Source organism: Luteococcus sp. H91 (assembly GCF_038433135.1).
GTDB lineage: Bacteria > Actinomycetota > Actinomycetes > Propionibacteriales > Propionibacteriaceae > Luteococcus.
The window spans coordinates 12,673-34,689 of the sequence record NZ_JBCDMV010000029.1 but is presented as its reverse complement, the minus strand read 5'-3'; the positions used below and the strand labels follow the sequence as shown (position 1 = coordinate 34,689).

At 67.5% G+C, this 22,017-nt stretch carries 24 protein-coding genes; 9 read left to right on the top strand and 15 right to left on the bottom strand.

What is annotated here, in order from left to right:
• Window positions 1-39: 39 nt before the first annotated feature.
• Genes AAEX57_RS14005 through AAEX57_RS13995 form a run of 3 tightly spaced genes read left to right on the top strand, consistent with a single transcriptional unit; the run spans window position 40 to window position 1,587 of the window.
• Window positions 40-573, top strand: coding sequence for a hypothetical protein (locus AAEX57_RS14005; protein WP_342092891.1), 534 nt, complete (start codon window positions 40-42; stop codon window positions 571-573).
• Window positions 548-853: a helix-turn-helix domain-containing protein gene (locus tag AAEX57_RS14000; protein WP_342092890.1), complete on the top strand. Its 306-nt coding sequence runs from the start codon at window positions 548-550 to the stop codon at window positions 851-853. Before AAEX57_RS14005 ends, AAEX57_RS14000 begins: the two co-directional genes overlap by 26 nt.
• 59 nt (window positions 854-912) lie before the next feature.
• Window positions 913-1,587, top strand: a complete 675-nt coding sequence (locus AAEX57_RS13995; RefSeq protein WP_342092889.1) for a helix-turn-helix domain-containing protein — start codon at window positions 913-915, stop codon at window positions 1,585-1,587.
• A 236-nt stretch (window positions 1,588-1,823) separates the two neighbouring features.
• On the opposite strand, the gene AAEX57_RS13985 is transcribed toward AAEX57_RS13995, so the two are convergent.
• The 6 genes from AAEX57_RS13985 to AAEX57_RS13960 all read right to left on the bottom strand — a co-directional run bounded on the left by AAEX57_RS13985 (window position 1,824) and on the right by AAEX57_RS13960 (window position 7,880).
• Complete coding sequence (locus AAEX57_RS13985; protein WP_342092885.1) at window positions 1,824-3,194, bottom strand: MFS transporter; 1,371 nt, start codon at window positions 3,192-3,194, stop codon at window positions 1,824-1,826.
• Between the two features lie 164 nt (window positions 3,195-3,358).
• Window positions 3,359-4,360 (bottom strand): Gfo/Idh/MocA family protein, encoded by a 1,002-nt coding sequence (locus AAEX57_RS13980; RefSeq protein ID WP_342092884.1) that lies wholly within the window; start codon window positions 4,358-4,360, stop codon window positions 3,359-3,361.
• Window positions 4,357-5,256, bottom strand: a complete 900-nt coding sequence (locus AAEX57_RS13975) for a sugar phosphate isomerase/epimerase family protein (protein ID WP_342092883.1) — start codon at window positions 5,254-5,256, stop codon at window positions 4,357-4,359. The genes AAEX57_RS13980 and AAEX57_RS13975 overlap by 4 nt, the downstream gene beginning before the upstream one ends.
• Window positions 5,253-5,825, bottom strand: coding sequence for a VOC family protein (locus AAEX57_RS13970; RefSeq protein ID WP_342092882.1), 573 nt, complete (start codon window positions 5,823-5,825; stop codon window positions 5,253-5,255). The genes AAEX57_RS13975 and AAEX57_RS13970 overlap by 4 nt, the downstream gene beginning before the upstream one ends.
• Window positions 5,822-6,814 carry a LacI family DNA-binding transcriptional regulator gene (locus tag AAEX57_RS13965; RefSeq protein ID WP_342092881.1) on the bottom strand — a complete coding sequence of 331 codons (993 nt, stop codon included), beginning with the start codon at window positions 6,812-6,814 and terminating at the stop codon, window positions 5,822-5,824. The genes AAEX57_RS13970 and AAEX57_RS13965 overlap by 4 nt, the downstream gene beginning before the upstream one ends.
• Complete coding sequence (locus tag AAEX57_RS13960; protein ID WP_342092880.1) at window positions 6,807-7,880, bottom strand: Gfo/Idh/MocA family protein; 1,074 nt, start codon at window positions 7,878-7,880, stop codon at window positions 6,807-6,809. The genes AAEX57_RS13965 and AAEX57_RS13960 overlap by 8 nt, the downstream gene beginning before the upstream one ends.
• A gap of 106 nt (window positions 7,881-7,986) precedes the next feature.
• Here AAEX57_RS13960 and AAEX57_RS13955 point away from each other — a divergent pair, with 106 nt between their 5' ends.
• From AAEX57_RS13955 to AAEX57_RS13945, 3 genes are all read left to right on the top strand, one after another.
• Window positions 7,987-8,634 carry a bifunctional 4-hydroxy-2-oxoglutarate aldolase/2-dehydro-3-deoxy-phosphogluconate aldolase gene (locus tag AAEX57_RS13955; protein WP_342092879.1) on the top strand — a complete coding sequence of 216 codons (648 nt, stop codon included), beginning with the start codon at window positions 7,987-7,989 and terminating at the stop codon, window positions 8,632-8,634.
• On the top strand, window positions 8,631-9,170 hold the full coding sequence (locus AAEX57_RS13950) for an AAA family ATPase (protein WP_342092878.1): 540 nt from the start codon (window positions 8,631-8,633) through the stop codon (window positions 9,168-9,170). Before AAEX57_RS13955 ends, AAEX57_RS13950 begins: the two co-directional genes overlap by 4 nt.
• Window positions 9,171-9,235: 65 nt before the next feature.
• A complete protein-coding gene (locus AAEX57_RS13945) occupies window positions 9,236-10,075 on the top strand; it encodes a shikimate dehydrogenase family protein (RefSeq protein ID WP_342097798.1) in 840 nt (279 codons plus the stop codon).
• A 454-nt stretch (window positions 10,076-10,529) separates the two neighbouring features.
• Here AAEX57_RS13945 and AAEX57_RS13940 read toward each other — a convergent pair whose 3' ends face one another.
• Window positions 10,530-10,988 (bottom strand): SRPBCC family protein, encoded by a 459-nt coding sequence (locus AAEX57_RS13940; protein WP_342092876.1) that lies wholly within the window; start codon window positions 10,986-10,988, stop codon window positions 10,530-10,532.
• A 308-nt stretch (window positions 10,989-11,296) separates the two neighbouring features.
• Here AAEX57_RS13940 and AAEX57_RS13935 point away from each other — a divergent pair, with 308 nt between their 5' ends.
• Entirely contained in the window at window positions 11,297-11,770 is a 474-nt protein-coding gene (locus AAEX57_RS13935; protein WP_342092875.1) for a hypothetical protein, read from the top strand.
• Window positions 11,771-11,812: 42 nt separating this feature from the next.
• Window positions 11,813-12,010 carry a hypothetical protein gene (locus AAEX57_RS13930; RefSeq protein ID WP_342092874.1) on the top strand — a complete coding sequence of 66 codons (198 nt, stop codon included), beginning with the start codon at window positions 11,813-11,815 and terminating at the stop codon, window positions 12,008-12,010.
• 66 nt (window positions 12,011-12,076) lie between these two features.
• On the opposite strand, the gene AAEX57_RS13925 is transcribed toward AAEX57_RS13930, so the two are convergent.
• The 8 genes from AAEX57_RS13925 to AAEX57_RS13890 form a co-directional block, all read right to left on the bottom strand.
• Window positions 12,077-13,171 (bottom strand): glycosyltransferase, encoded by a 1,095-nt coding sequence (locus tag AAEX57_RS13925; protein ID WP_342092873.1) that lies wholly within the window; start codon window positions 13,169-13,171, stop codon window positions 12,077-12,079.
• The gene (locus tag AAEX57_RS13920) at window positions 13,168-13,962 is read right to left on the bottom strand and encodes a glycosyltransferase (RefSeq protein WP_342092872.1); all 795 of its coding nucleotides are present in this window, start codon (window positions 13,960-13,962) and stop codon (window positions 13,168-13,170) included. The genes AAEX57_RS13925 and AAEX57_RS13920 overlap by 4 nt, the downstream gene beginning before the upstream one ends.
• Window positions 13,959-15,392, bottom strand: coding sequence for a bifunctional PIG-L family deacetylase/class I SAM-dependent methyltransferase (locus AAEX57_RS13915; protein WP_342092871.1), 1,434 nt, complete (start codon window positions 15,390-15,392; stop codon window positions 13,959-13,961). The genes AAEX57_RS13920 and AAEX57_RS13915 overlap by 4 nt, the downstream gene beginning before the upstream one ends.
• Window positions 15,343-16,305: an acyl-CoA dehydrogenase family protein gene (locus AAEX57_RS13910; RefSeq protein ID WP_342092870.1), complete on the bottom strand. Its 963-nt coding sequence runs from the start codon at window positions 16,303-16,305 to the stop codon at window positions 15,343-15,345. Before AAEX57_RS13910 ends, AAEX57_RS13915 begins: the two co-directional genes overlap by 50 nt.
• Before the next feature lie 88 nt (window positions 16,306-16,393).
• The gene (locus tag AAEX57_RS13905; protein ID WP_342092869.1) at window positions 16,394-17,293 is read right to left on the bottom strand and encodes a glycosyltransferase family 2 protein; all 900 of its coding nucleotides are present in this window, start codon (window positions 17,291-17,293) and stop codon (window positions 16,394-16,396) included.
• On the bottom strand, window positions 17,290-18,315 hold the full coding sequence (locus tag AAEX57_RS13900) for a glycosyltransferase (RefSeq protein WP_342092868.1): 1,026 nt from the start codon (window positions 18,313-18,315) through the stop codon (window positions 17,290-17,292). The genes AAEX57_RS13905 and AAEX57_RS13900 overlap by 4 nt, the downstream gene beginning before the upstream one ends.
• Window positions 18,312-19,430, bottom strand: coding sequence for a glycosyltransferase (locus tag AAEX57_RS13895; protein ID WP_342092867.1), 1,119 nt, complete (start codon window positions 19,428-19,430; stop codon window positions 18,312-18,314). Before AAEX57_RS13895 ends, AAEX57_RS13900 begins: the two co-directional genes overlap by 4 nt.
• Window positions 19,431-19,553: 123 nt before the next feature.
• The gene (locus AAEX57_RS13890; RefSeq protein WP_342092866.1) at window positions 19,554-20,945 is read right to left on the bottom strand and encodes a tryptophan-rich sensory protein; all 1,392 of its coding nucleotides are present in this window, start codon (window positions 20,943-20,945) and stop codon (window positions 19,554-19,556) included.
• Window positions 20,946-21,086: 141 nt separating this feature from the next.
• Between AAEX57_RS13890 and AAEX57_RS13885 the strand changes: the two genes are divergently transcribed.
• Window positions 21,087-21,818: a CPBP family intramembrane glutamic endopeptidase gene (locus AAEX57_RS13885; RefSeq protein WP_342092865.1), complete on the top strand. Its 732-nt coding sequence runs from the start codon at window positions 21,087-21,089 to the stop codon at window positions 21,816-21,818.
• The last annotated feature ends 199 nt before the right edge of the window (window positions 21,819-22,017 follow it).

Sequence of the window (22,017 nt, the reverse complement as noted above, 5' to 3'; positions counted from 1 at the left end):
CAGTGGAGTTCGGAACATGTTCCGAACTATCATTGGGGCATGGCATCCATCGAGACTGGGTCCAAGGCGACCAAGCGTTCTGCTGCGCACACCACGGCGAGGAGTGCGAGTTCGGGGCGATTCGTGGGCAATGCCATGACGGTGACGCGGCGGTCCTCCGATTTGAGCAAGAAGTCGGCCGAGGTGTTCGCCGAGGCTGAGCAGGGGCCGGTGACGGTCACTCGGCGGGATGGAGAACCCATGGTGTTGATGGCTGCGAGACGGGCTGCCGAGATGGACCACTTGCTGGACTCTGCTGCCCAGTTCACCCAAGCCCTGCTGCGGGGTCAGTCTGAACCGGTTGCGGCGATGTCTGAGGTGTACCCGTGGATGATGGCGCTGACTCCCGAGGATCGGTCGGCCTGCGCCACCGAGCTCAGGGATGCTGCCCTGGCGTCCTTCTCTACTGGACAGGCGCGCCTGCTGGAGGAAGCTGAGGCATCGTGGCGCGGCACGGCTGAGGCAGTGGCGGCCGGGCTCGTGTGCGCGGACGTCGACTGGCTCGACGATGAGCCGCTCGTTGGGCGTCCCTGACCTGACCAAAGGGGGTGAGGTGCTCCAGGGCCAGGCGGAAGAACTGCTCAGTGTCGAGGCAGTTGCGGACGATCTCGGTGTCAGCCAGTTGATCGTGGCCAGACTCATCGACCGTGGCGCGATCGAGGCCACTGGTGGGGGAGTCTCTCGGAACGTCAGAGCATCCGAGGTGGAGCGTTATCTGCGGGAGCGCACGATGAAGCGTCGAGCGGCGCTCGCGACACTCGCTGGCGACATCGATGCCGATGTGCCCATCGACGAGGTGGTTAGCACGCGCTGAGCTCAACTCGCGCCAGCACCCATTGATACTAATGTGTCATCGGCCACACAATAGTGTGTATGTCGAGCATGTCCACTGGTGAGGTCGCGCAGCGGCTGGGTGTCTCCCGCACCGTCGTCGCTCGCCTGATTGCTGACGGCAGTCTGCCTGCCGAGAAGGTGGGCGGCTCCTGGGTTGTCGACGCGGATGACGTGGGGCGGGTGGCTGACGCCCGTCGTGGTCGAGCGCGACCCATGTCGCCTCGGATGGCGGCGGGTTTCCTCGATGTGATGGCCAGGGCTGAAGGGGATTCTGACGTGGGGCACTTCCTCAGCCTCAGTGCCACGGAGCGGCACCGGCTTCGGACCCGTCTGGACCGGCTGGTGGCCGCCAATGAGCCGGCGAAACTGCTGCGGTCGTGGCTCTCCAAGCGCCACCCGATTCACCGATTCACGATGCGGGGGAGCGCGGACGAGATCCTGCAGCAGTATCGCTGGGCGGCGGCGGCGGCGGGGGCGTTGCACCCTCGGCTGGGGCTGGCGATGGGGTCGGTTATCGACCTGCACTTGACCCAGCGAGGTGCTCGCGGACTGGTCGAGGACTTCTGGTTGGAGCAAGATCCGCGCGGACCGGTGCGAATCCACGTTCAGGAGGAACCTCGGGTCGACCTTGCTGCCGCGCTGGCGGATGTCGCTGACCTGGGTGGTCCCCGTGAGGACCACGCCGTTGCCGAGGTGATCCGATCGTGGCGGTGATCAGCCCTGCAAGCACCACGCCGGTCGGGCGGTGGTGGGCCCGGTCGATGCGGACGATCTTCGCGAGCGGGTGAGCGTCGGCCGCGTCTGACTTCGCCCCCGACGTCGAGTGACGTTCCCGATAGCGGGCGGCTGACAGCGGGTTCAATGCCTACACCCGGGGGCAGGGTCCGCTCTTGGCGCGGCTGTGGCGTGGCCCGAGAGGGGCCACGCCACAGTCAGTCGTGCGGTTGTGGTCAGCTCCGGCGGGCTTGTGTCAGCTCAGCGTCCTCGAGTGCGACGGTTGCGCGTCCGGTTCGGCTGCCGGTCTCGGGAATGGTTAGGTAGATGACTAGGCAGATTGCCACGATCCCCACCATGTACCAGGCGACCCACAGGGGATGGCCAGCGCCCACGAAGGCTGCAGCGATGGCGGGGGCAGTGCCACCGAGTGAGGCGATGACGAGCTGGTGGGCGAGTCCAATGCCAGAGACTCGCTTGGAGGCTGGGAAGAGCTCTGCCTGGATGGTTGGGTAGACCGCCTGCCAGATCCCGAGGAATACCCACCCTGAGGCTGCCACGACGACGTAAACGAGGAAGCCGGGGCGCTGGAGCAGCAGTAGGAGTGGGTAGAAGAGGATGATCATGCCGACCGCGCCGATGATTGGGAAGATCTTGCGGCGTCCCATTACATCGGACAGCCACCCGCAGAGGGGCACGATGGCGACGAGCAGGGCCAGACCAATCACACTGCCGGTCAGGGTGGAGGCCGCACTTCGCCCCGAAGTGATCTGTGCATAGGTGGGGAGGAAGGTTGCCCATGTGTAGTAAGCGACAGCAGGCGCAGACAGGGCCGCTGCCTGAATCAGCTGCTTGGGGTGGTTGCGGAAGAGGCTCAGAAGTCTTGCTCCAGCTGTTTCGGTGTCGACGGTGGCGCTGTCCTTGTACTCATCGGTCTCGTCGGCATGGGTGCGGGCGTAGAGACCGACCAGGCCGAGGACGCCGCCCAGGATGAAGGGGAGGCGCCAGCCCCAGGCAATAACCTGAGCGGGCTCGAGAAGACCCGTCACGAGTGCGGCGCAGCCGGTGGCGACCAAGGTGGCCAAGCCGCTGGCCATGTTGGAGAAGGACCCGAATAGTCCGCGACGATTGGCGGGGGCATGCTCGACCATGAAGGAGATGGCGCTTTGCTGCTCGCTGCCGGCCGAGATCCCTTGCAGGATTCTGGCCACGACGAAGAGGATGGGCGCTGCGAGCCCGATAGTGGCGTAGCTGGGGGTGAGGCCGATGATAAGTGAGCCCAGAGCCATGCCCGAGACAGACATGGTCAGCACGATGCGCCTGCCGTAGCGGTCTGCGAGTGGGGAGATGATCAGACCGCTGAAGGGACGGATCACGAAACCGATCGCGTAGGTGAGCAACGCCGCCATGAGCGAGGCGTGCTCGGAGTGACTGGGGAAGATCAGCGGCGAGAAGGTCTTTGCCATCAGGCCGTAGATGTACCAGTCGAACCACTCGACGAAGTGTCCGACCGTACCTGCGATGAGATTGGTGCGGGTTCGTGGATTGTGTGGAAGCCGCCCGCTTGGGGTAGGGGTAGTCGCCGAGGCGCTGATACCGTTCGACATTGAACTCTCCTGTGTGCGAGGGATCCTGCAGGGATCCCAGTCATTTGGGTGTTCGCGTGACTCGTGGTCGACTGCCATCGAGAAGACGAGTCATTGCTGTGATTGAGGGGGCGCTCGCTGTGATCAGTAGGCCCTTGTGCCGCGCTTGCGGCGGCTGTGCTGGTTCAGCGAGTGCCTCCGATCTGCGAGGTGGCCTGACTTGTCCACTCCCGATTTGGCGCCTCATGAGTGGGGAGGCCTGCAGCGGTGAGGATCTGGTCGAGCAGTTGTTGCGTTGCAACCGCTTCTCGGGCGCTGGTCAGTGGCTGGTTCCGATCCTTGATCCGGTCCAGGAAATGGTGGACGGCTTCTGCAAATCCGAGGGTCTGGGTGGCTGTGGCCCAGCCGAAGGCTTCAGAACTGAGGCTGCGGCTGGTGGTACCGGTGGGTGTGCTGATCGAAATGGACTCGGGGGCGATGATCTCGACGGAGGTGCTGTGTCCGTAGGCGTCCAGCTTCTCTCCCCAGCGGGCAGCCGTTCGTGCGGCGGTGAGGATGCCGGTGTTGCCATTGTCAAAACGGATGAGCGCGGCTGTGCCGTCTTCCTCCCATTCGTCCTGACCCGCCGCATGGGCGCTGACCTCGATGGGATGGCCGCCGCAGTACCAGCGGATGAGATCGATCATGTGAATCGCATTCTCGAAGGTCGCTCGATACTCGGACCCGGGGCGGTTCTTCTGGGCCACGCAGAAGGTGGCGCCCTTGTGGCCGAAGGCCTCTCGCCCCGCTGCGTAGACCGGCGCGTAGCGTCGGTTGAAGTCAACCATGAGGATTCGATCCACTTTGTCGGCGCTGTCGGCCAGAGCGCGTGACTCAGCGACAGTCGGCGCGAGCGGCTTCTCGCAGAAGACGTCCAGTCCGTTGGCGAGGCAGGCCTGCACGGCTTCTGCGTGCGCGAAGCGAGGGGTCAGGATGAACGCGGCGCCGAGCTCCTCGCTCTCGAGCATTTCTTCGACCGTGCGGTAGGCCTTGCCGAAGCCCCAGCGACGCATCAGGTGGGACGGATCATCCTTGCGGGTGACCAAGGCCGCCAGTTCGATGTCTTCGCGGTCGACCAATGTGGGCAGCTGTGCGATCGTCGCGATGTTTCCGGCGCCCACTACGCCAACTCGAGTCCTGGCGGTCATCGCTGCGCCTCCGTCTGCTTGTTGATCAGGGTCTTGAGGTGTTCGAGCGAGCGGGCCAGGCCCTCGCGGGGCTCGGGAAGGTCCTGAGGGTGCCAGCGATACTCGTACTCCAGCGACAAGAGCCCGTCATAACCGCGCTTGGCGAGTTCGCCGACGATGTCGGTCCACGGCAGGCTCCCTTCACCCACAACGCGAGACTTGACGGCACGCTCGGAGGCCTGAACTCGTGCAGTCTCAGCTGCCCGGAAGGGGGCGTCGGGGTCGGTGAAGACCAAATCCTTGACGTGCACGTGGCTGATCAGATCTCCTTGGACCTGAAAGGCCTGTTCGAAATCCTCGTCATGGGTGAAGGTTAGGTTGGCCTGGTCATAGAGCACGCGCACTGCTTCGTGTCCCACTTCGCGAACGAGGCGGGCCGTGGCCGCTGCGGTCTGGGTCATGGTGCCAAAGTGGTTCTCGACGCACAGGGTGGCGCCAGCGTCGGCTGCTTCTGATGCCAGCACGGACAGAGCCTTGGTCAGCTGCGCCCAGTGGCCCTCAAAATCCTCGTCGCCTGGGTGCCATGACCCAGCGTAGATTCGGATGACCTTGGCGCCCAACAGCTCCGCCGCTTCGATTGCCCCACGAAGCTCGTCGACTGCGGCTGTCCATTCCTGGTTGTTGAGGGAGTTATGCGCAGTTGTGTAGGGCGTGAGCCCCAAGATCGGAAGATCCAGCTGGTCGGCAGTCTGGCGGGCACTCTTGACCGCAGCCAAGTCGCCAACTGGCAGGCCGCTCCTGTAGTCGTTCTGGTAAATGACCTCTGCGCCGTCGAGGCCGATGGACCTGAACAGCTCGAGTGCCTCGGGCACGTTGCAGTGCGGTGTGCCAAGTGTGTGTCCGGTGATGCGCATCATGCTCCTTCGTGATGATTCGGGTGGTGGGCTTGGGAAGACCATTCAGCTGGTCCGACCAAGGCCGGCAAATTGACCGTCTTGGATCGTTCGGCCAGCTCCATCAACAGGCCCCACGGCGTGAGGAAGTACACCCAATTGCTGCCGGCCATGTTGGGGCTGTCCGAGGGCACAGTCTTTGTGTCGCCCAGGAGGCGCACCCCGGGAATGGTGCGCAAGACGGTAACCGCAGCGGCGACGTCCTCGACCGTCAGGCAGAGGTGGTGGCCGCCGGCGTCGCAGTGACGGGGCGCCAGCTCGCGGCGTGCTGCGGAGGACCACTCGAACAACTCGATGTTGAGATTGGGCGGGAATCGGAGCATTGCCAGGGTCATGGAGCTATCCGCGGGCACATCGAAGTTCTCAGGCATGAAGCTGGCATCGGCCGGACGGCTGGCCCGGTACAGCTCCTGGGCCCCGAGCACCTCGACGAAGAAGCGCACCGCCTCGTCGAGGTTGGGGACCGTGAAGGCGACGTGTTCCGTGTATTGCAATCCTGGCATGCGGGGGTAGGGGGCGGGTGAAGTGTTCATCGTGGCTCCAATGGTGAGGTGGATGAACGGACCAGCAGGTCCGGCGTGAGAGAGATATGCTCCGTGACACCGTGATCGACGCTCTTGAGGGCGAGATCGAGGGCGATGTCGCCGAGTTGTTCGATGGGTTGACGGATTGTGGTGAGTCCGGGATTGCAGCGTCCCCCCAGATCGAGGCCGTCAAACCCGATGACCGAGACATCGGCAGGCGTCTTGAAGCCGCGTTTCGCCAGCTCTGCAATGAGGCTCATCGCGGTGAGGTCGTTGGCAGCGATGATTGCGCTGGGCTTGTCCTGCATGGATTGGAAGTGGGCTGCCGCGCGCAGGCCCGCGTTCGCATCGGTCCCGTCGTCCAGCAACAAACTGTCGTTGCCGGCGTGCTCTAGGTATGACTTCAGTCGCTCTTGGCTCGTGTGAGTACCTGAAATGCCTGAGACGTAGCCGATTCGGCTGTGTCCCAGAGATCGCAGATGCTCGAAGGCCAACTCGATGCCGCGGTGGCTGTCGACCGAGACGCTGGGGGAGGGGGACGATGGCGCCACGCGATCAATCACCACGACCCGGCGCCCAAAGGGAGTGCTGGTCAGTTCTTCGAGGTCCAAGCGGGTCGAGGGCGCAATGACGCCGAATGGCGACATGAGCGAATTCATCATCTCCAAGTAGTGCATCGTTCTGTCGGCGTCGCCATTGGTGATACACATCACGAGCTGGTAGCCACGCCTCTGGGCGGCTTGGCTGACCGAGTTGGCGAGCTCGGCGAAGAAGGGGTTGAGCACGTCTGGGACGATCAGGGGGACGAAGGCGCTACTCTGACGGCGCAGTGCCTGAGCCAGCGGACTCATCGCGTAACCGAGCTCCTCGGCGACGGCCAGAACGTGGCGTCGGGTCTTCTCGTTCACTGAGTCCGGTTTGGAGAAGGCTCGCGAGACAGTGGAGCGGTGCACGCCGGCACGCTTGGCCACGTCATCGATCGTCACTTTGTCAGCCATTCTGATTCTCCTGGATATCGGCGTCACGAGCACGCCAGACGATATCCATGGAGGCTTCGAGTTCGGCGAGAGTTGGCATCCCGGCGAAGCCAGAGTTGAGAGTTGCAGCGACCTGTCGCACGAAGGGGTCATAGAGGGGGTCGCTGTCCACGTCGATCTGGGCCGTCTCGGTGTGACCATCGCTTGCAGTGAACATGACTGTGCCGACGGTATCGATCGACACGAAGCCTCCAGGGCCCGCGCTTGTGTAGCTGCAGTAGCGCTTCAATGGCGAGTCGGGGAAGGCGTAGCCAACCTCAATGATCGCCTCGGCACCTGTATCGGTGTGGATGATGAGCGTCGCATGATCCTCCACGTCCTGTTCGTGCAGGGTGGACGTCAAGTTCGAGGCAAGACCCGCTACGGATCCATTGACGTGGCGAAGGAACATGTCAATGAAGTGGGGGCCAAGATTCGCCAAGGCGCCGCAGCCAGCCTGCTGTCGCGTGAGCATCCAGGGGTTTCCGTTGAGCAGGTACCGCTGTGGGGGGCCCGCGATGAAGGAGAGTCTCTCGTAAACCGGTGCGCCGACCCTCTCCAACCACTGCTCGACAGGGCCACCCCGCTGGATGAGTGGGACAGTGGCAGGCACCCCCGCCTGTTCAGCTGCAGCACGGACAGCCTGGAGTTCGGCCAGAGATGTGCCAAGGGGCTTCTCGACGACGAAGGGAATGCCTCGTCGGATCAGGTCGAGACATGTGTCAGCCATCTGGTCATGTGAGCCGAAGACATAGGCCAGCTGCACGTCTTGCATGGCAAGCGCCTCGTCCAGGCTGTCCAGAATCGGGCATTCCCACAGAGTCGCCAGGTCCACGACCGTCGGGGTTTGGATTCCGGTGATGGCGACGACGTGGTGGGTCTCGAGGAGAGCCTGTGCGTACAGCGGGACATGCCAGTGGTGGGCGCCGATCACGATGGTGCGCGGCTTCGCTGCGCACGAGGGTGAGCCGTGTCCGGACGGCGGGTTTGACTGCCCTGGTAGTCGGGCGTCGAGCTGCTCGGATGCGTCCATCGGCGCGGTTGACATGTGAATCGCTCCTCATTGAGATCGATTGCTGAGATCGGTTGCAGAAACCGTATGGCGGGTGCGAGGATCTGTCAATAGGAGCTGTGCCACCAACAAGGAGACGACGATGTTCACCAAGCAGCGCACACTGGAAGCCATCCACCACACCGGAGCGATTCTCATCATCCGGTTGGACGACATCACGGCCACGGAGCAGGTTGCCCACCGCGCCATCGAGGGCGGCTTCAAGGCCCTCGAGATCACTCTCACAACCCCGGGCGCGGTGGACCTGATCCGCAAGTTGAGCTCTGAGTACGCCGACCGGGACATTGCCATTGGAGCCGGCACCGTCCTCGACGATCACTCTGCTTACGCCTGCGTTCAAGCAGGGGCCAAGTTCTTGGTCAGCCCTCAGCTCAACCCGGAGATGATCCGCGTTGCCAACCGCTATCAAGTCCCAACCGTTAGCGGGGCATATTCCCCGACCGAGCTTGTGGAGTCCGCGGAGGCTGGTGCGGACATCCTCAAGCTGTTCCCCACCGAAGGCGCTGGGATTCCCTATCTCAAGGCGGTGGCGGCACCATTGGCGCACCTGCCGTTGATGCCGTCCGGCGGTGTCACGACGGCTAACGTCGCAGATTGGTTCGCCGCAGGCGCGTGCTGCGTCGGCGTAGGCAGCGCCGTCACTAAGGCCTGGCAGCCGGACGGAGACTTCAGCCGGGTCACCGCCGCGGCCAAGGACTTCCTCGAGGCCATCAAGATTGCCCGGCGATGACTCGGCCGCGACTGTGGATCGTCATCGGGACCGCTGGATCGGGTAAGACAACGATCGCTCAAGGCCTTGCTCGGTCAAACGGCGCGGCCTATCTGGACAAGGATGCGATGTCAGCGCGCTTCGTTGAGGCCGCGCTCCTCGAGGCTGGGTATGACCCCGGGGATCGTGAATCCAACTCGTACTACTTGGAGCAGCTGTTGCCACTCGAGTACGAGTCTTTGCTCGACGTGGCGGGATCCAATCTTCGTTTGGGGCGATCGGTCGTCCTCGACGCCCCCTTTAGCCCATACCTGGACGATCCCGATTTCATCACCGATGCTGCCAAGCGACTTGACTGGCCGTCCGTCGACATCGAGGCAATCCAAGTTCGAGTGCCGCCGACAGTGCTTCAGGTGCGTCTCGCGGAGCGGGGCTTGGACCGCGACCGGTGGAAGCTCGCCCATTGGGATGACTACTGGGCAAAGCATGGGAACCGTGCCTGCCAATGGCGGGGTGTCGATCTGACGAACATTGATAACTCGGCGGACGTCGCCTGAGCGGTCGCTTCTAGGCCACGTCACGGACGACGTGGAGAGCTCTTTCCATTTCCAAGAGAGGTTCAATGATGATCACAGGAAATACGACCCTTGTGGCGCATCTGGGGTATCCCACGATGACCTTCAAATCTCCCCGCCTGTACAACAGCTGGTTCGCTGCGGCTGGCGTCGACGCAGTCATCGTCCCCATGGGCGCTCGTGCTGAGGGCTACCCGGAGATCTTTCGCGCAGTGTTTCAACTCACGAATCTTAGAGGCGCGTTGGTCACCATGCCGCACAAGGTGACCACCTTGGAGCTCGTGGATGAACTCACCTCGACCGCGCGCGTGGCGGGCGCCACGAATGTGGTGCTGCGTCGTGAAGACGGGACCTTGATTGGGGATCAGTTCGACGGTGCTGGGTTCACCAACGCAATCTCTGCCAAGGGGTTTGTGGCGCGCGGCAAGAGAGCCCTGATTGTAGGCAGCGGAGGGGTCGGGTCAGCTATCGCAGCTTCGCTCGCCCAAGAGGGAATACGGGAACTTGTGCTGTACGACGCTCATCGTGAGAGCTCTGAGAGGCTGGCGGCCAGAGTCGCCGACAACTTCCCGGCGGTGAAGGTCGAGCTTGGTGATACTAGCCCGGAAGGGTGCGACCTTGTGGTGAATGCCACCCCCTTGGGCACGTATCCCACAGACCCGCTGCCCGTGAATGTCAATGCGCTGGAGCCCGGGTGCTTGGTGGGGGATGTCTCGCTCAAGGCCGATATGACTCCCCTTCTCAAAGCGGCCCAGCAGCGAGGCTGCCAGATTCAGGTGGGCACTGACATGGTCTTTGCGATGGCGCCATCGGTGCTCGACTTCCTGGGTTTCCCATCGGCAGATGCGAGCCTCCTACGCAGCCACTACATGGCTGCTGAGGGATGACCTGCTGGTAGCCCTTGCTAGGACTGCGCTGGCAGTTCCTGAACCGATCGGAACCGGTCTCCGGCATGCAGCGGTGTTTTACAAGCTCTGTCGGTCAAGTCAGCGCCGCTCTGGGATGCCGAAACGGTAGGCTCAGGCCCATCCACAGTCGAAAGACACGCGAGAGACACGAACGCCCGCTCGGCCCACCTCCCAACAGGAGAAACGCCTGGTGAATCGGGGGAACGCACTGGTCATCGTCCTCTTCGAGTCCTGTCGCCCCGACAGTTTCGCGAAGATCGATGACAAGGCGTTTTCCTGGGTTGACTGAGGGAAAGGCCCTGTTTGATGTTCCAGCTCCGATGCGCACCAAGGGGCCTCCGCGGGGCTTTACCGAGCCCGGTTGAGCGTCAGCCGCTAACCGTGACGGCTTGCCCGGGCGCCGGTGTGCTGGCGGGATCCCCATGCGCTGACGTCACGATTCAGTACCGGGGCTAGGGCCTATGATGCGCCGCAAGACCCGCGCGTAGCCGAAGGCGACGGGCCCACGTGCGAGCGCCGCCACGGTGTCCGGAATGCCACGCGCGCCGAACTCTTGTTGCCAGTGCAGCCTGCTTCCGGTGCCCGCGGCCTCGACGCGCGCTCGGATGGTGCCGGTGAGGATCGGGCCGGTCTTCACCACGACGGCCAGGAGGGGCGGTTGCCAGGTGTCCACCAGCATCCGGTCGTCGAACCACACCGGGCCAAGCTGGGTGCGGGCGACGAACCCCTGACCCTCCCGCAGAGGGGAACCGTCGCTGCTCCGCACCCGGGTGAGCGGGACTGCGGCCGTGTGCCGGCTCAGGTCCCAAAGCCGGTCCCAGAGTTCGGTGGGGGTCAGCGCCGAATCGAGCGTGACCTCGAAGCTGGCACGTCCTGCCCGGTGCTCAACCATGGCGTGGCACCGTCGCGGTCCGGTGGATCACCGGTGCCGAGGAGTCGGTGGGGGACGTGAAGGACCAGATGTTCCCTTGGGATGGCGTCACCTCGCGACGGTAGCAACAATTCGACTGACAGCGCTTCTTGGCTGTCGGTGGGGGGTTTCAGGCCTTGCGTTGATCTGCGGGTTCTGGACTCCTCGGTGTCCCGGGCTGCACGATGGCACACCCGCGAAGCTTTGGGTGGATCCTTGGGCTGGGGCGGATACTGGAACTGGCGGCCCAATCCACTGGGTGCCCACATTTCCCACCCCAGGAGCACACCATGTCCCAGCTGATCACCACGTACCTCCAGGACCACCTTGCCGGCTCCACCGCTGGCATCGAATCCTTTGACCGGGTCGCCGAGGGCCACTCCGACGAGGCTGTTCGCAGCGTCGTCGCGGCCCTGGCCGACGAGATCCGTGCCGACAAGGCCTCGCTGGAGGGCGTCATGGAGCGCGTCGGCGCCAAGCCCTCCACCGTGAAGAATGCCGGGGCATGGCTGGGAGAGAAGGCAGGCCGCCTGAAGCCCAACGAGCGCCTCGCCCAGCGTTCCCCGCTGTCCGACCTCATCGAGCTGGAGATGCTCGTCACTGCGGTCCACGGCAAGGGTCTGCTCTGGAAGGGTCTGCTGCAGCTCAATGACCAACGACTCGACTCGACGGAACTTGAGGAACTGGCCCGTCGTGCCGACCAGCAGGAAGCGACGCTGGAGGAGCTCCGCCGCAGCCAGGTGGGCAAACTGTTGGCCGAGTGAGGCCCCCGTGTCACATCAGGACAACCAACGAAAGGAAGACCCATGACGAACACCCCCGAATCCCCCCGCGACCTCGCCGGCCAGGCCCAGGAGGTGCTGACCCACCCCACGGAGCAGTTCTCCGAGGGCCAGACCGCGGGAACCGCCATCCGCAACACCGCGGACGAAGTGGCGCAGCAGGCCTCCGACATCGACGCCGGTGACGTCGACGACCTCATCGAGCGCCAAGCCAACTCCTGAGGTCCAGCATCCCCGAGCTGTCATCCTTCGCGCGGTCCGGCGAAGCTGGCTGCTCGGGGTGCACCGTCATCCCGTAGGGTCCTGCCCTCCCGACGCTGCGCGGAGCACCGCCAGGTGTGCCTCGACGCACGCGTCCAGGCCGCCAGCCTCCGCGGCGGCGCGGCGCACCTGGACACGATCCAGGCGCTCGGCCACGGTCACGGCCGCCGCCAGGCTCTTCAGCCGGTCGTCCTCGACGGCGCCGGAGTGGTCGGGCACCACCACCCCGGCGCCATCGGCCACGGCCTCCCTGATCCCGCCTCGCCCCAGGGCCACCACCGGGGTACCGCACAGGGCCTGCTCCACGCACACCAGGCCGAAGGGTTCGTCCCAGTCCGGGGTCACCAGCGCCACGGCACTGGCCCCGACGACTCGTGCCAGGTCCGGCCCGTCCAGGTGGCCGGCCATCGTCACCCGTTCGTCCAGCATCGGGTCCAGGACCCGACGCACGTAGTCCTGGTCGCTGGGTGGCCCCACCAGAACCAGGCGACGCCCCAGCCGACGGGCAACGTGGACGGCTCGGTGGGGGGCCTTCTCCGGGGTCAATCGCCCCACCCACACCAGGTCCCCGTCGGGGGATCCGGCTCCCAACGGCCACACCGAGGGGTCCACTCCGTTGGGCACCACCGCAACCTCTCCCAGCGTCGTCCACTGCGCGGCGAGGGCTCGTGACACGGCCACGTACCGGGCCGACGGTGCCGCCAGCGCCGCCCCCAGCTCCATCCAGGGAAAGGGCGGTGTGTGCAACGTGGTGACCACCGGCGCCCCAAGGGCCCCCGACAGTGACATCGGGAGGTGGTGCAAGCTGTGGTTGGCGATCACGTCCAGGTCACGGCGGGCGGCCAGCATGGCGCACGAGGCCGTGAAGGCGTGGTGGTCCGCGAGGAACCACTCTTCGGGTACCTGGGCGTCCCGCAGCGACACCTCCGACAGCGGCGGCAAGGGCGGATAGGTGAACAGTTCATCGGCCAGGGCGCCCGGCGTCCCGTCTGCGGCGTGCAGGACGACGTGGTGCCCCCGGGCCCGGAAACCCGCCACGAGCTCGGCGGTGATGGACTCCATGCCTCCGGCGTAGGGGCGCGCCAGGCAGTTGCGGTTCGTGGCCAGAACGGCGATCCTCACGGCCGCGCCTGTCCGGTAGCTCCCTCGTCGCACGGGCCGTCCTGCGCCGGCAGTGCCTTCAGGTAGCGGGAGAAGCCGGCCGGGGCCCGGCCCCGCAGGCGACTCGACGTGACGACGCGGTTCCGATCGGTGGAGCTGACCACCACCCCCGGTTGACGCCGCAGTCGCTCCACCAGGTCCACGTCCTCATGGGCGCCGATGGCGGCAAAGCCTCCCACCGCGAGGTAGGCACTTGCCCGGAATCCCAGGTTCGCGCCGTGAACGTGGTGGTGGCCCTCTCGTAGGTCGTGGCGCTGCAGCCAGGCCCGCATTCGTCCGGGGTCAAGACGGCCGTCGGGGACGACCGTGCCCACGAGCACGTCGATACCCGTCGTGGCGCAACGCACCTGCTCGTCCAGCCAGTTGCGCGGCACGTGCGTGTCGGCGTCGGTACAGGCGATCCACAACGACCGGGGGTCCGCCGTCCCGTGTTGCGCCAGGGCCCAGTCGACCCCCGCCCGCCGTGCGGCCCCCACATTGCGGACCGTGACCGGCAGCGCGTCGCAGCCGTGAGCCCGAGCCACCTCGGCGCTCCGGTCGGTGCATCCGTCCAGCACCACGAGGCGTCGCACCACCACGTCTGGACGGATGGCCGCCAGCGCGATGACGGCCCCGTCCAGATGCCTGAGGGTGTCTGGGAGGGTGTCTTGTTCGTTGCAGGCCGGTACCACCACGGTGAGGGAGGTGACACGCGTGGGGTGGCCGGTCTCGTCTGGGCCCTGTGCCGCGGACAGCGGTGCGAGGGCGCTCACAGTCCACCTCGTGGGGCCACTGGCCGATGCGGCGCGCTGAGGGTGATGGTCACGTCGTCGTCGGTGTAGCGGGCCGTCGTGGGCCACAGGCTGTCCACCTGGGCCTCGACGAGCCGTCCGTCCAGGGGGATCTCACGAGTGGGGCGTCGCCAATGGGCCGCCAGGACGGTGCCATCGGCTTCCAGCAGGCTCGTCACGGCCGACAGGGTCGCCAACAGCGCGGCACCGTCGAGGAAGTAGCCAACCTCGGAGAGCACCACCAGGTCAAAGGGCCCCTCCAGCTCCGGCAGGACAGACGACAGGGAACCCTGCCGCCACTCGACATTGGTGATGTGGCGATCGCGGGCCACTCGCAGGGCCTCGGCCGAGTGGTCCACAGCCACGACCTCGCGCGCCCGGGCGGCCAGGGCCGCGGTCAGGCGCCCGGTGGAACAACCCAGGTCGAGCACCCGTCCCAGCGTCTCGTGCGGCAGGATGGCCTCCACCAGGGCCTGGCGGCGTGCCTCGTACCAGCTGGTCTCGACGTGCCACGGGTCGTCACCGTGCTCGAACATCGCGTCGAACTCACCCGGCGCCACGGCACCCGGCACGCGGCGGTGGGGGAGCACGCCGTCGGGGTCGATGAGCACCTCGGCCACTCGAGCGGCACGTTGCCTGGCCTGACTGGTCAGCACCGGGCCGGCCCCGGGAGCCCTGCCGAATGGGGTGTGCTGGCTCTCGAAGCAGTCCAGCGCCCGGGCCCGACGGTGCAGCGCCTCGGCACCCGGGCAGGACAGCACCAGGTCAGCGACGGGGAGGTCTTCGTCGGTGCCCCAGTGCCACAGCCACACCGGGTAGGAGACGCAGGCGACTGCGGCGTCGTCGGCGGCGGCCTGTGCCACCCAGCCCAGGGCGTCGTGGTCGGCATGCCCGTCGTGGGACCAGGGAGCGGCCAGCAACAGACGTTCGTGCCGGTGCCGTTGCAGCAGGTCGTCCACCAGCGCCTGCAGCGCAAGGTTGGTGTCCGCTTCACCCAGTCGCCCGTCGGGCAGGCCCCAGTGCTCGGCAGGAGCCAGACCCAGCTCGTCCAGGGCCGCGGTGAGTTCGTCGCCTCGGACCTCGGCCAAGCCGGCCCGCGAGATGCAGGGGGAGTGAGGGTGCGAGGCCTCCCCGCGGGTGGCGACGACGACCTCGATCGCCGGGCCGGTTGCTGCGAGGGCTGCCAGCGTCGCCCCCAGCCCCAGCGTCTCGTCGTCGGGGTGCGCCGAGAGCACGACGATCCGGTCAAAGCGGTCGGCGAGGCCGGTCAGGTCCACGACCGGCAGTTCATCCCAGGGCACGGTGGTCAGCCACTGGCCCTCCGGGCGGCCGGCTGCGGCCGCGCTCCAGCGGTCACCCACGTCAGCCTCCCAGCGACTGGCGGCCGAGGTCTGCCAGGCTGCGTTCGGCATGGTGCTGACGCAGGTACACCGTCAGGTCACCCACCAGCCGGGCATGCCGCTCGTCACCCGTCATGGGTCCCGGCCCCAGGGCGTGGCCGGCGACGGTGAGCGCCAGCTCCCCGGCCTCGGCGACGATGCACCGCACCCGCGCGGCCAGGAGGGCACCATCGGGGCCGCAGGCGCATCCTGTCTCGACCTGGCGGACCGCATCGGCCAGCGTCGCATCGATCACGTGGCGCAGGGCATCCAACCGCCCCAGGTGGAGCAGGGCGATCTGGTCCGGTTCCCGGTCCCGGGCAGCGGCATGGACCCGCTCTGTCAGCGCGTCGACGCCCCCGGCCCAGACCGCTGCGACGCCGATGCCACCCCAGGCGAAACCGGGACGATCCAGGTAGAAGTTCGGCCCCTCCACCGGCGCCACGGGGACGTGGTGCAGGCGCAGCCCGGTCGAGCGAATGTCGGCCAGGCCCCGGGCCACCCAGGGTTGGTCGAGGACGTCGACACCGTCGGCGCCGAGGTCCAGGACGAACAACCGCTGGCCCTCGGACGTGCCGGCGGTGACCAACGCCCGGTCGAGCCGGTCGGCCAGCGAGCACCACGGCTTGTCACCGTCCAGGAACCACTGGCCGTCGACCTCGGTGGCGTGCAGACCCGGGGCTCGCGAGGCGTAGACGCCCCAGGTGCTGCCCTCCCCGAAGGCATCCGGCCCGGTACCGGCCTGCGCGAGGATCGCGCACGCGTCCAGGTGCGGTTCGACCACCCGGGCGCTGGTGAGGTCGTGGGCGCCCAGGCTCCGCAGGGTGTGCACGTAGTGCCCGAAACCTGTGGGGTCGGCCAGACCCGCGCCCACAGCGGACAGATGCGGGGCAAGTGCCAGGGCGGCGGTCACGTCGCCCCGGGGCAGGGTGTCAACGTCGGTCATGGGGTCCTCCTGGTGGGGGTTTGGTGGGTGGGAGAGGTGGGCGGGGCGGGCCCCGGGAACGGTGATCAACGGGGCCGGACACATGCCGTCACCGGGCCTCCTGCACGGTCCGCCACCCGTCGCCGGTGCGCCGGACCAGTCCGAGACCCTCGAACTCCTCCAGCCAGCCAGTCATGCAATCGGTGCCCCACCGTGCTCGAAACAGTGCGGCGTTGCGGACGATGTCCTCCACATGTTCGACGGGAGGCCGCGAGACGGGGTGGTGCTGATGGTAGGCGTCGGCGCCGCCAACCCAGCAGATCCCGCCACCGGCCGTTCCCAGGCGGCGGGCGAAGTCGGTGTCCTCGCCGCCGTAACCCTCGTAGGCCTCGTCGAAACCACCAACCGCGGCGTGGTCGGCGACTGTGATCGCATAGCTCAGCGACCAGAACAGCCGCAGGTCCGTTCCGGGGAGCAGTGTGCCGGCCGCCGGGTCGGGGCGGGCGGTGTGCGGGGCCCGGTGCGAGCGCACCGTCTCCCAGTCAATGCGTGGCGTGTTGGCGGGGTCGGTGCCCGGCAGGTCGACGCGGGCGTCGGGGCCCAGGTAGGTGACCGGGCCGCACCAGGCCACCGGTCCGTTGCCCAGGCCCGGTGGCCGGGGCGAGGACATGGCGTCAGCGTAACGCTGCAGCAGCAACGGATCGGCCAGGCAGTCGACGTCCAACAGGACGAGTTGATCGCTGTCGGATGTCGCCACGCCCAGGTTGCGGGCCCGGGCCAGCGGGAGTCGGGAGGGATCGGCATCCATCGCGACGAGGGTGATGGGCAGCCCCAGTTCTGCACCGGTCCGCTCTGCCAGGGCCCCGGCCCGGTCGTCGGCCATCGCGACCACGACCACCCGAGTGGCGGGCAGGATCTGGTCGGCCAGCGAGGAGAGGCAGCGCCGCAGGTGTTCGTGGCGGCCGTGGACGGTGACCACGACGGCGAGCTCGGGTGATCCGCTGTTCATCGGCCCTCCTGGGCGTCGGGCTGGCCGGGGTGCGCGCGTGCCACGTCACAGATGGCGGCGGCGGCGCGGCGTGCGCCGAATCCGTCGTGCCAGTGCGCCCAGCCCTGGCCGCCGAGGGCAAGGGCCTGCTCCACGAGTGCGGGCCACTGCTCGTGGTCGGGTGATCGTTCGCAGCACACGGCCAGACCGGCGGCCTCCAGGGCGCGGGCGGTGTGCAGTTGCTCGTCGAAGGGTCGGGGCTCAGCGACGACGACGGCCGGCCGTCGGGCCGCTGCCACCTCGGCGACGGCATTCTGGCCGGCGTGACAGATGACGACGCAGGCAGCGTGCAGCTCCCGCCAGACCTCGTCACCGGTTCCTGACGGCTTGTACCACTTCCAGCCGGGCATGGCCGCCGCCAGGCGCGCCGGATCGGGGCCGGTGCCACCCCCACGACCCCACAGCACCAGCCCGTGCTGTCCAGGCCCTGCGGCCCAGCCGGGGGCCTCGGGAGCCGGGGCCGAGTCGAAGCGGGTGAGGGCTCCGACGTGATCGGTCTTGTCCAGCCAGGCCGTGGGCCACCACGGCTCCGGGCAGTCGGCCGGCCAGGGTGCGAGCAACCGCGTCGCCGCCCCGTAACAGGCGCAGTGGGCCGGGTCGTCTCGCTGACCGCGCATGGCGACGACGACGGCGGGCACGCCCAGCAAGCGGGCCAGCAGCGTCACCTCCGCCGAGACATCGACGACCAGCACCTCGGGGCGGTGTTCGAGCAGCCATCGGGCGAGGGCACCCATCCGGGACCGGTAGGCGTCATGGTCCAGTGGGGCCCAGTGCAGGGTACCGCCCGCGGTGGGGTCCTGGTGGTTGCCCTCGGCGGGCACGGCGTCGTCTGCCAGGTCCACCCATGCACCCTGCCACCCCTGCGGGCGCGGCAGGGTGGACAGTCCCGTCACCTCGTGGCCGAGCGCTGTCACCTCGTGGCAGATGGCGGTTGCCCGCGAGACATGACCTGCCCCGTGGTGGTGGACGTAGTAACCGATCATTGCCCCACCGGCCCATCGCGCCGCGAGCTCGCCACCTGGCGGTAGATCCGGCGATGGGCGGCCCGCACCCCCTCGGCCTCGGTGCGCCGTTCCTCCCGGGTCGCGGTCCACTCGACACGCCTGTCCAGGGCGGCTCGCAGGGCGCCAGGCAGGGTGCCCTCGATGTCGTCGAGACCGAAGGTGGGGCAGTCGTGCTGGTCGTGGTAACAGCCCACGGCCGGCGCCACGACGGCGGTTCCCACGTCGCGGCAGGCTTCCAGGTAGCCCGAGTGGGTGCCGAAACGGTAGGGGAGCACCACGGCGGACAGTGAGGCGAGGTGGTCCAGCAACCCGTCGTCGGAATACCGCTCGTGAGGTGCCACCGTGATGCCCGCTCCATCACTCTCGCCGTCCTGCCAGTGACGCAGCAACCGCGCCAGCTCCGGGTCTCGGGCCTCCAGACCGTCGAGCACTTCGGCGTGGATTCCAACACGCAGGTCGCAATCGCAGCCCGTGACAGCCGCGGCCACCTGGGCCAGCTGGGCCGCGTGCATCATGTTGGTGCGCAAGCCCTTCAGATCCACACCCACCAGCGGCCGTCGGCCCTGCCCTCGGCGCTTGCCACGTGGTCCGGCCGCGCCGCCGATCCGGGCCAAAGGCGCGACGTGGGGGTGCGGCAGCACGACGGCCGCTCGACCCCAACGCCGCCGAATCTCGGCGGCTGCGGACCGGGTGAGGGTTACCACGGCATCGGCCTCACGGAGGAGCAGGTCGAGTCGCTCCGCATGGGGAGCGTCGTCCTCCAGGTGCGGGTTTCGCAGGTCGTGAACGGTCACCACCAGCGCGATCCCGCGGCGGTTGAGCTCGTCCACAGTGGCCCGGAACTCCCACAGCGGCACCTGTTCGACACCGAAGTGCACGTGGACCACGTCGGCACCGGCCAGCGCGGCGTCACGTCGTGCCGGGTCGAAGAGCGCCGGGGGCCACCAGAAGCCGTCCGCGTCCGGGATCTCATCCAGCACCAGCAGGCCGTCGTGGGTGTGCCCCTGGGGGCCGATCGCTGTGGCGACATAGGGGTGGTTGGCGGGCACGCAGCGCACAGCAATCGCGGATTCATCGGGGTAACGCTGGGGCACTCACCCAGCTTTCTACACCCTGCCGGTGCGCACCACACACGTAGGGGTGGGCCGACGGTCGGTCTCCCAGCGGCCCGTCGGCCGAGGGGGCCGGCAACCCGCGCGGCTCGCGGCTGCTGGCTGTCACCGCTTCCGACGCCACAACTCGGCCGTCAGCCCCGTCGCGAAGGTCGTCCACGCGGCATAGGGGGAGAGCAGCACGCCGCGTTCCCGGCGCTTGCCGACCCTGCGGACCAGGTCGGTGGAGCTGGCGGCGAGGGCTGCGGCGACGGCGGTCGCCGGCCCCAGGGCCTTGCCCCGCCAGAAGACCCAGCACCACGAGCCGTTCAACACCAGGTTGAGACCGAGCGCCGCGGCGAAGCGCCGGGCCTCGTCGGTACGGTCCTGTTCCAGCAGGTCGGTCAGGTGCAGGGCGCTGATGACGGCGATGTCGGCATAGAGCGCCGTCCACACCGGGCCGAACAGGGCGTTCGGGGGCTGCCACGCCGGGGTGTCCAGGCGCTTGAACCAGCCGGTGTTGGGGATGGTGGCGACGGCCCCCAGAGCGGCCGTCGCCCCGACTGCGGCCGAGGTGGCGGCCAGCACCTTGGCGAACCGGTACTGGTCCTGGCCCCCACTGGCGAGCTGCACGGCCTGTTCGAACGTCCTGGTTCCACCCGGCGGCTGACCGACCAGCTCATCGAGGTCACGTTCTGCGACGACGGTGTCGTGGTGGAGCGACTCGATCAGCGGGCGGGCCATCGCGGCCTCGATCGGGGTCACCAGGCTGATCCAATACGAGGCGAGCCGGGGAGTCCACACCGGGGCCGTGATCGACGGACGGGGGCCCATGTGCTTCACACGGGCGTAGCGGTCCATCATCTCGGCATAGGTGAGGACGTCAGGACCGCCGACGTCGAAGGTGCGGTTCTGCTCGGCCGGGAGGTCGACGGCGGCGACGAGGTAGTGCACGACGTCGTCCACGTGGATCGGCTGGATGGTGTTGTCCAGCCACCGCGGGCCGACCGAGCCGGGCAGGCGCTCGGAGAGGCAGCGCAGCATGTCGAAGGAGGCAGAACCGTCGCCCAGCACCACGCCCGCCTGGATCGCGGCCGTGGGAACGCCGCTGGCCATCAGGATCTCGCCGACCTCGACCCTGCTCGCCAGGTGGGGGGAGAGCTCTTCGCCCTTGGGGTGCAGGCCGCCGAGGTAGACGAGGCGACCGACCTGCTCGTCCTTGGCGGCGTGGGCGAAGGTGGTGGCGATGTGACGATCCTGCTCCGCGAAGTCCTGCGCGCCGCCCATCGAGTGGATCAGGAACCAGGCTGCCTCGGCGCCGTGCATGGCCTCCCGGAGAGCACCGTCGTCACTGGCATCACCCTGGACGACGTGCACGCGCTCGCCCCAGTCGGGGAGCTTGCGGGGATCGCGGGCGAGAACTCGGACGTCCCAGCCATTGTCGAGCAGTCGTTCGACCACCTGCCCCCCAACGTAACCGCTCGCGCCTGTCACCATTCCCACTCGTGCCTGTGTCATGCCCATACTCTCCCGTAGCGGAGGACATGCCCACCGCCATTTCTGCTGTCGGCGCATGAGGGTCTCGACGGCGGTGCGGGTGCACGAGGCGCGTTAGGTTGGGGTCGTCACCGGGAACCGGACCACACCGAGGAGGGCCCGATGGGACCAGACGAGATCAGCAGGTTCGTGCATGACTCGCTGCTGGACCCGGCCATCGAGTCGTCGCCGGCCGGGCCGGGTAGTCCGCTCAGGCGACGCGTGGTGTGCCTCGTGACCTTGGTGGCCGGCGCGTTGCTCCTGCGTGCCTCGTTGTCCGTGGCGCCAGGCGATCGACTCTTCTACCCGGCCACCGCCTCCCTCGCCCTGCTGTGGCTGGTGGGCGCGCGCCTGTCAGGACCGGTCGTGCCCGGTCACGCTCGCTCCAGTCGTGGTGACCGGGCGAGCCACGGGGTGGTGCAGTCGCTGGTGTGGGGCGGGCTGTTGCTGATTTTCTTCCTGGCCGGCGCGCTGGTGGTCTCCCAGGTGCCGCCGCTGGCGGGCCCGGTGCAGGACCTGTTGGACCACGCCCGACGCGGATCGCTGCCCATCGTCGCCCTGCTCACCGCCCTCAACGGGCTGGGGGAGGAGTACTTCTTCCGGGGTGCCCTCTTCCAGGCCCTGCCCCGACACCGCCGGGTGCTGGTGAGCACCGTGCTCTACAGCGTGGTGACGGCCTTCTCCGGTATTCCTCTGCTGGTGCTGGCGGCGGCCATGCTGGGCGCCGTGGTGGGGCTGCAGCGTCGGGCCACCGGTGGTTTCCTCGCGCCAACGATCACGCACCTCGCCTGGTCCCTGGGGATGCTCTTCCTGCTGCCGGGTGCCATGTCGCTCGGCGCGGCGCTGTTCGGCTGAACCACCCGCTTGCCGTCGGTGGTGAAGGTCGAGTTTCGCGCGCACTGGCCGTCGGCCCGCTGGGCGACGGTGGGGTCTCCCGCACCGTCGTCGCCCGTTTGGTGGCTCAGACTGGCCGCACGCCCCATCACTTGGGCGTGATCACCCATGGCGTAATGCGCCCGGAACTCTGGTGTGGTTGGCATCGGGCGGACACACT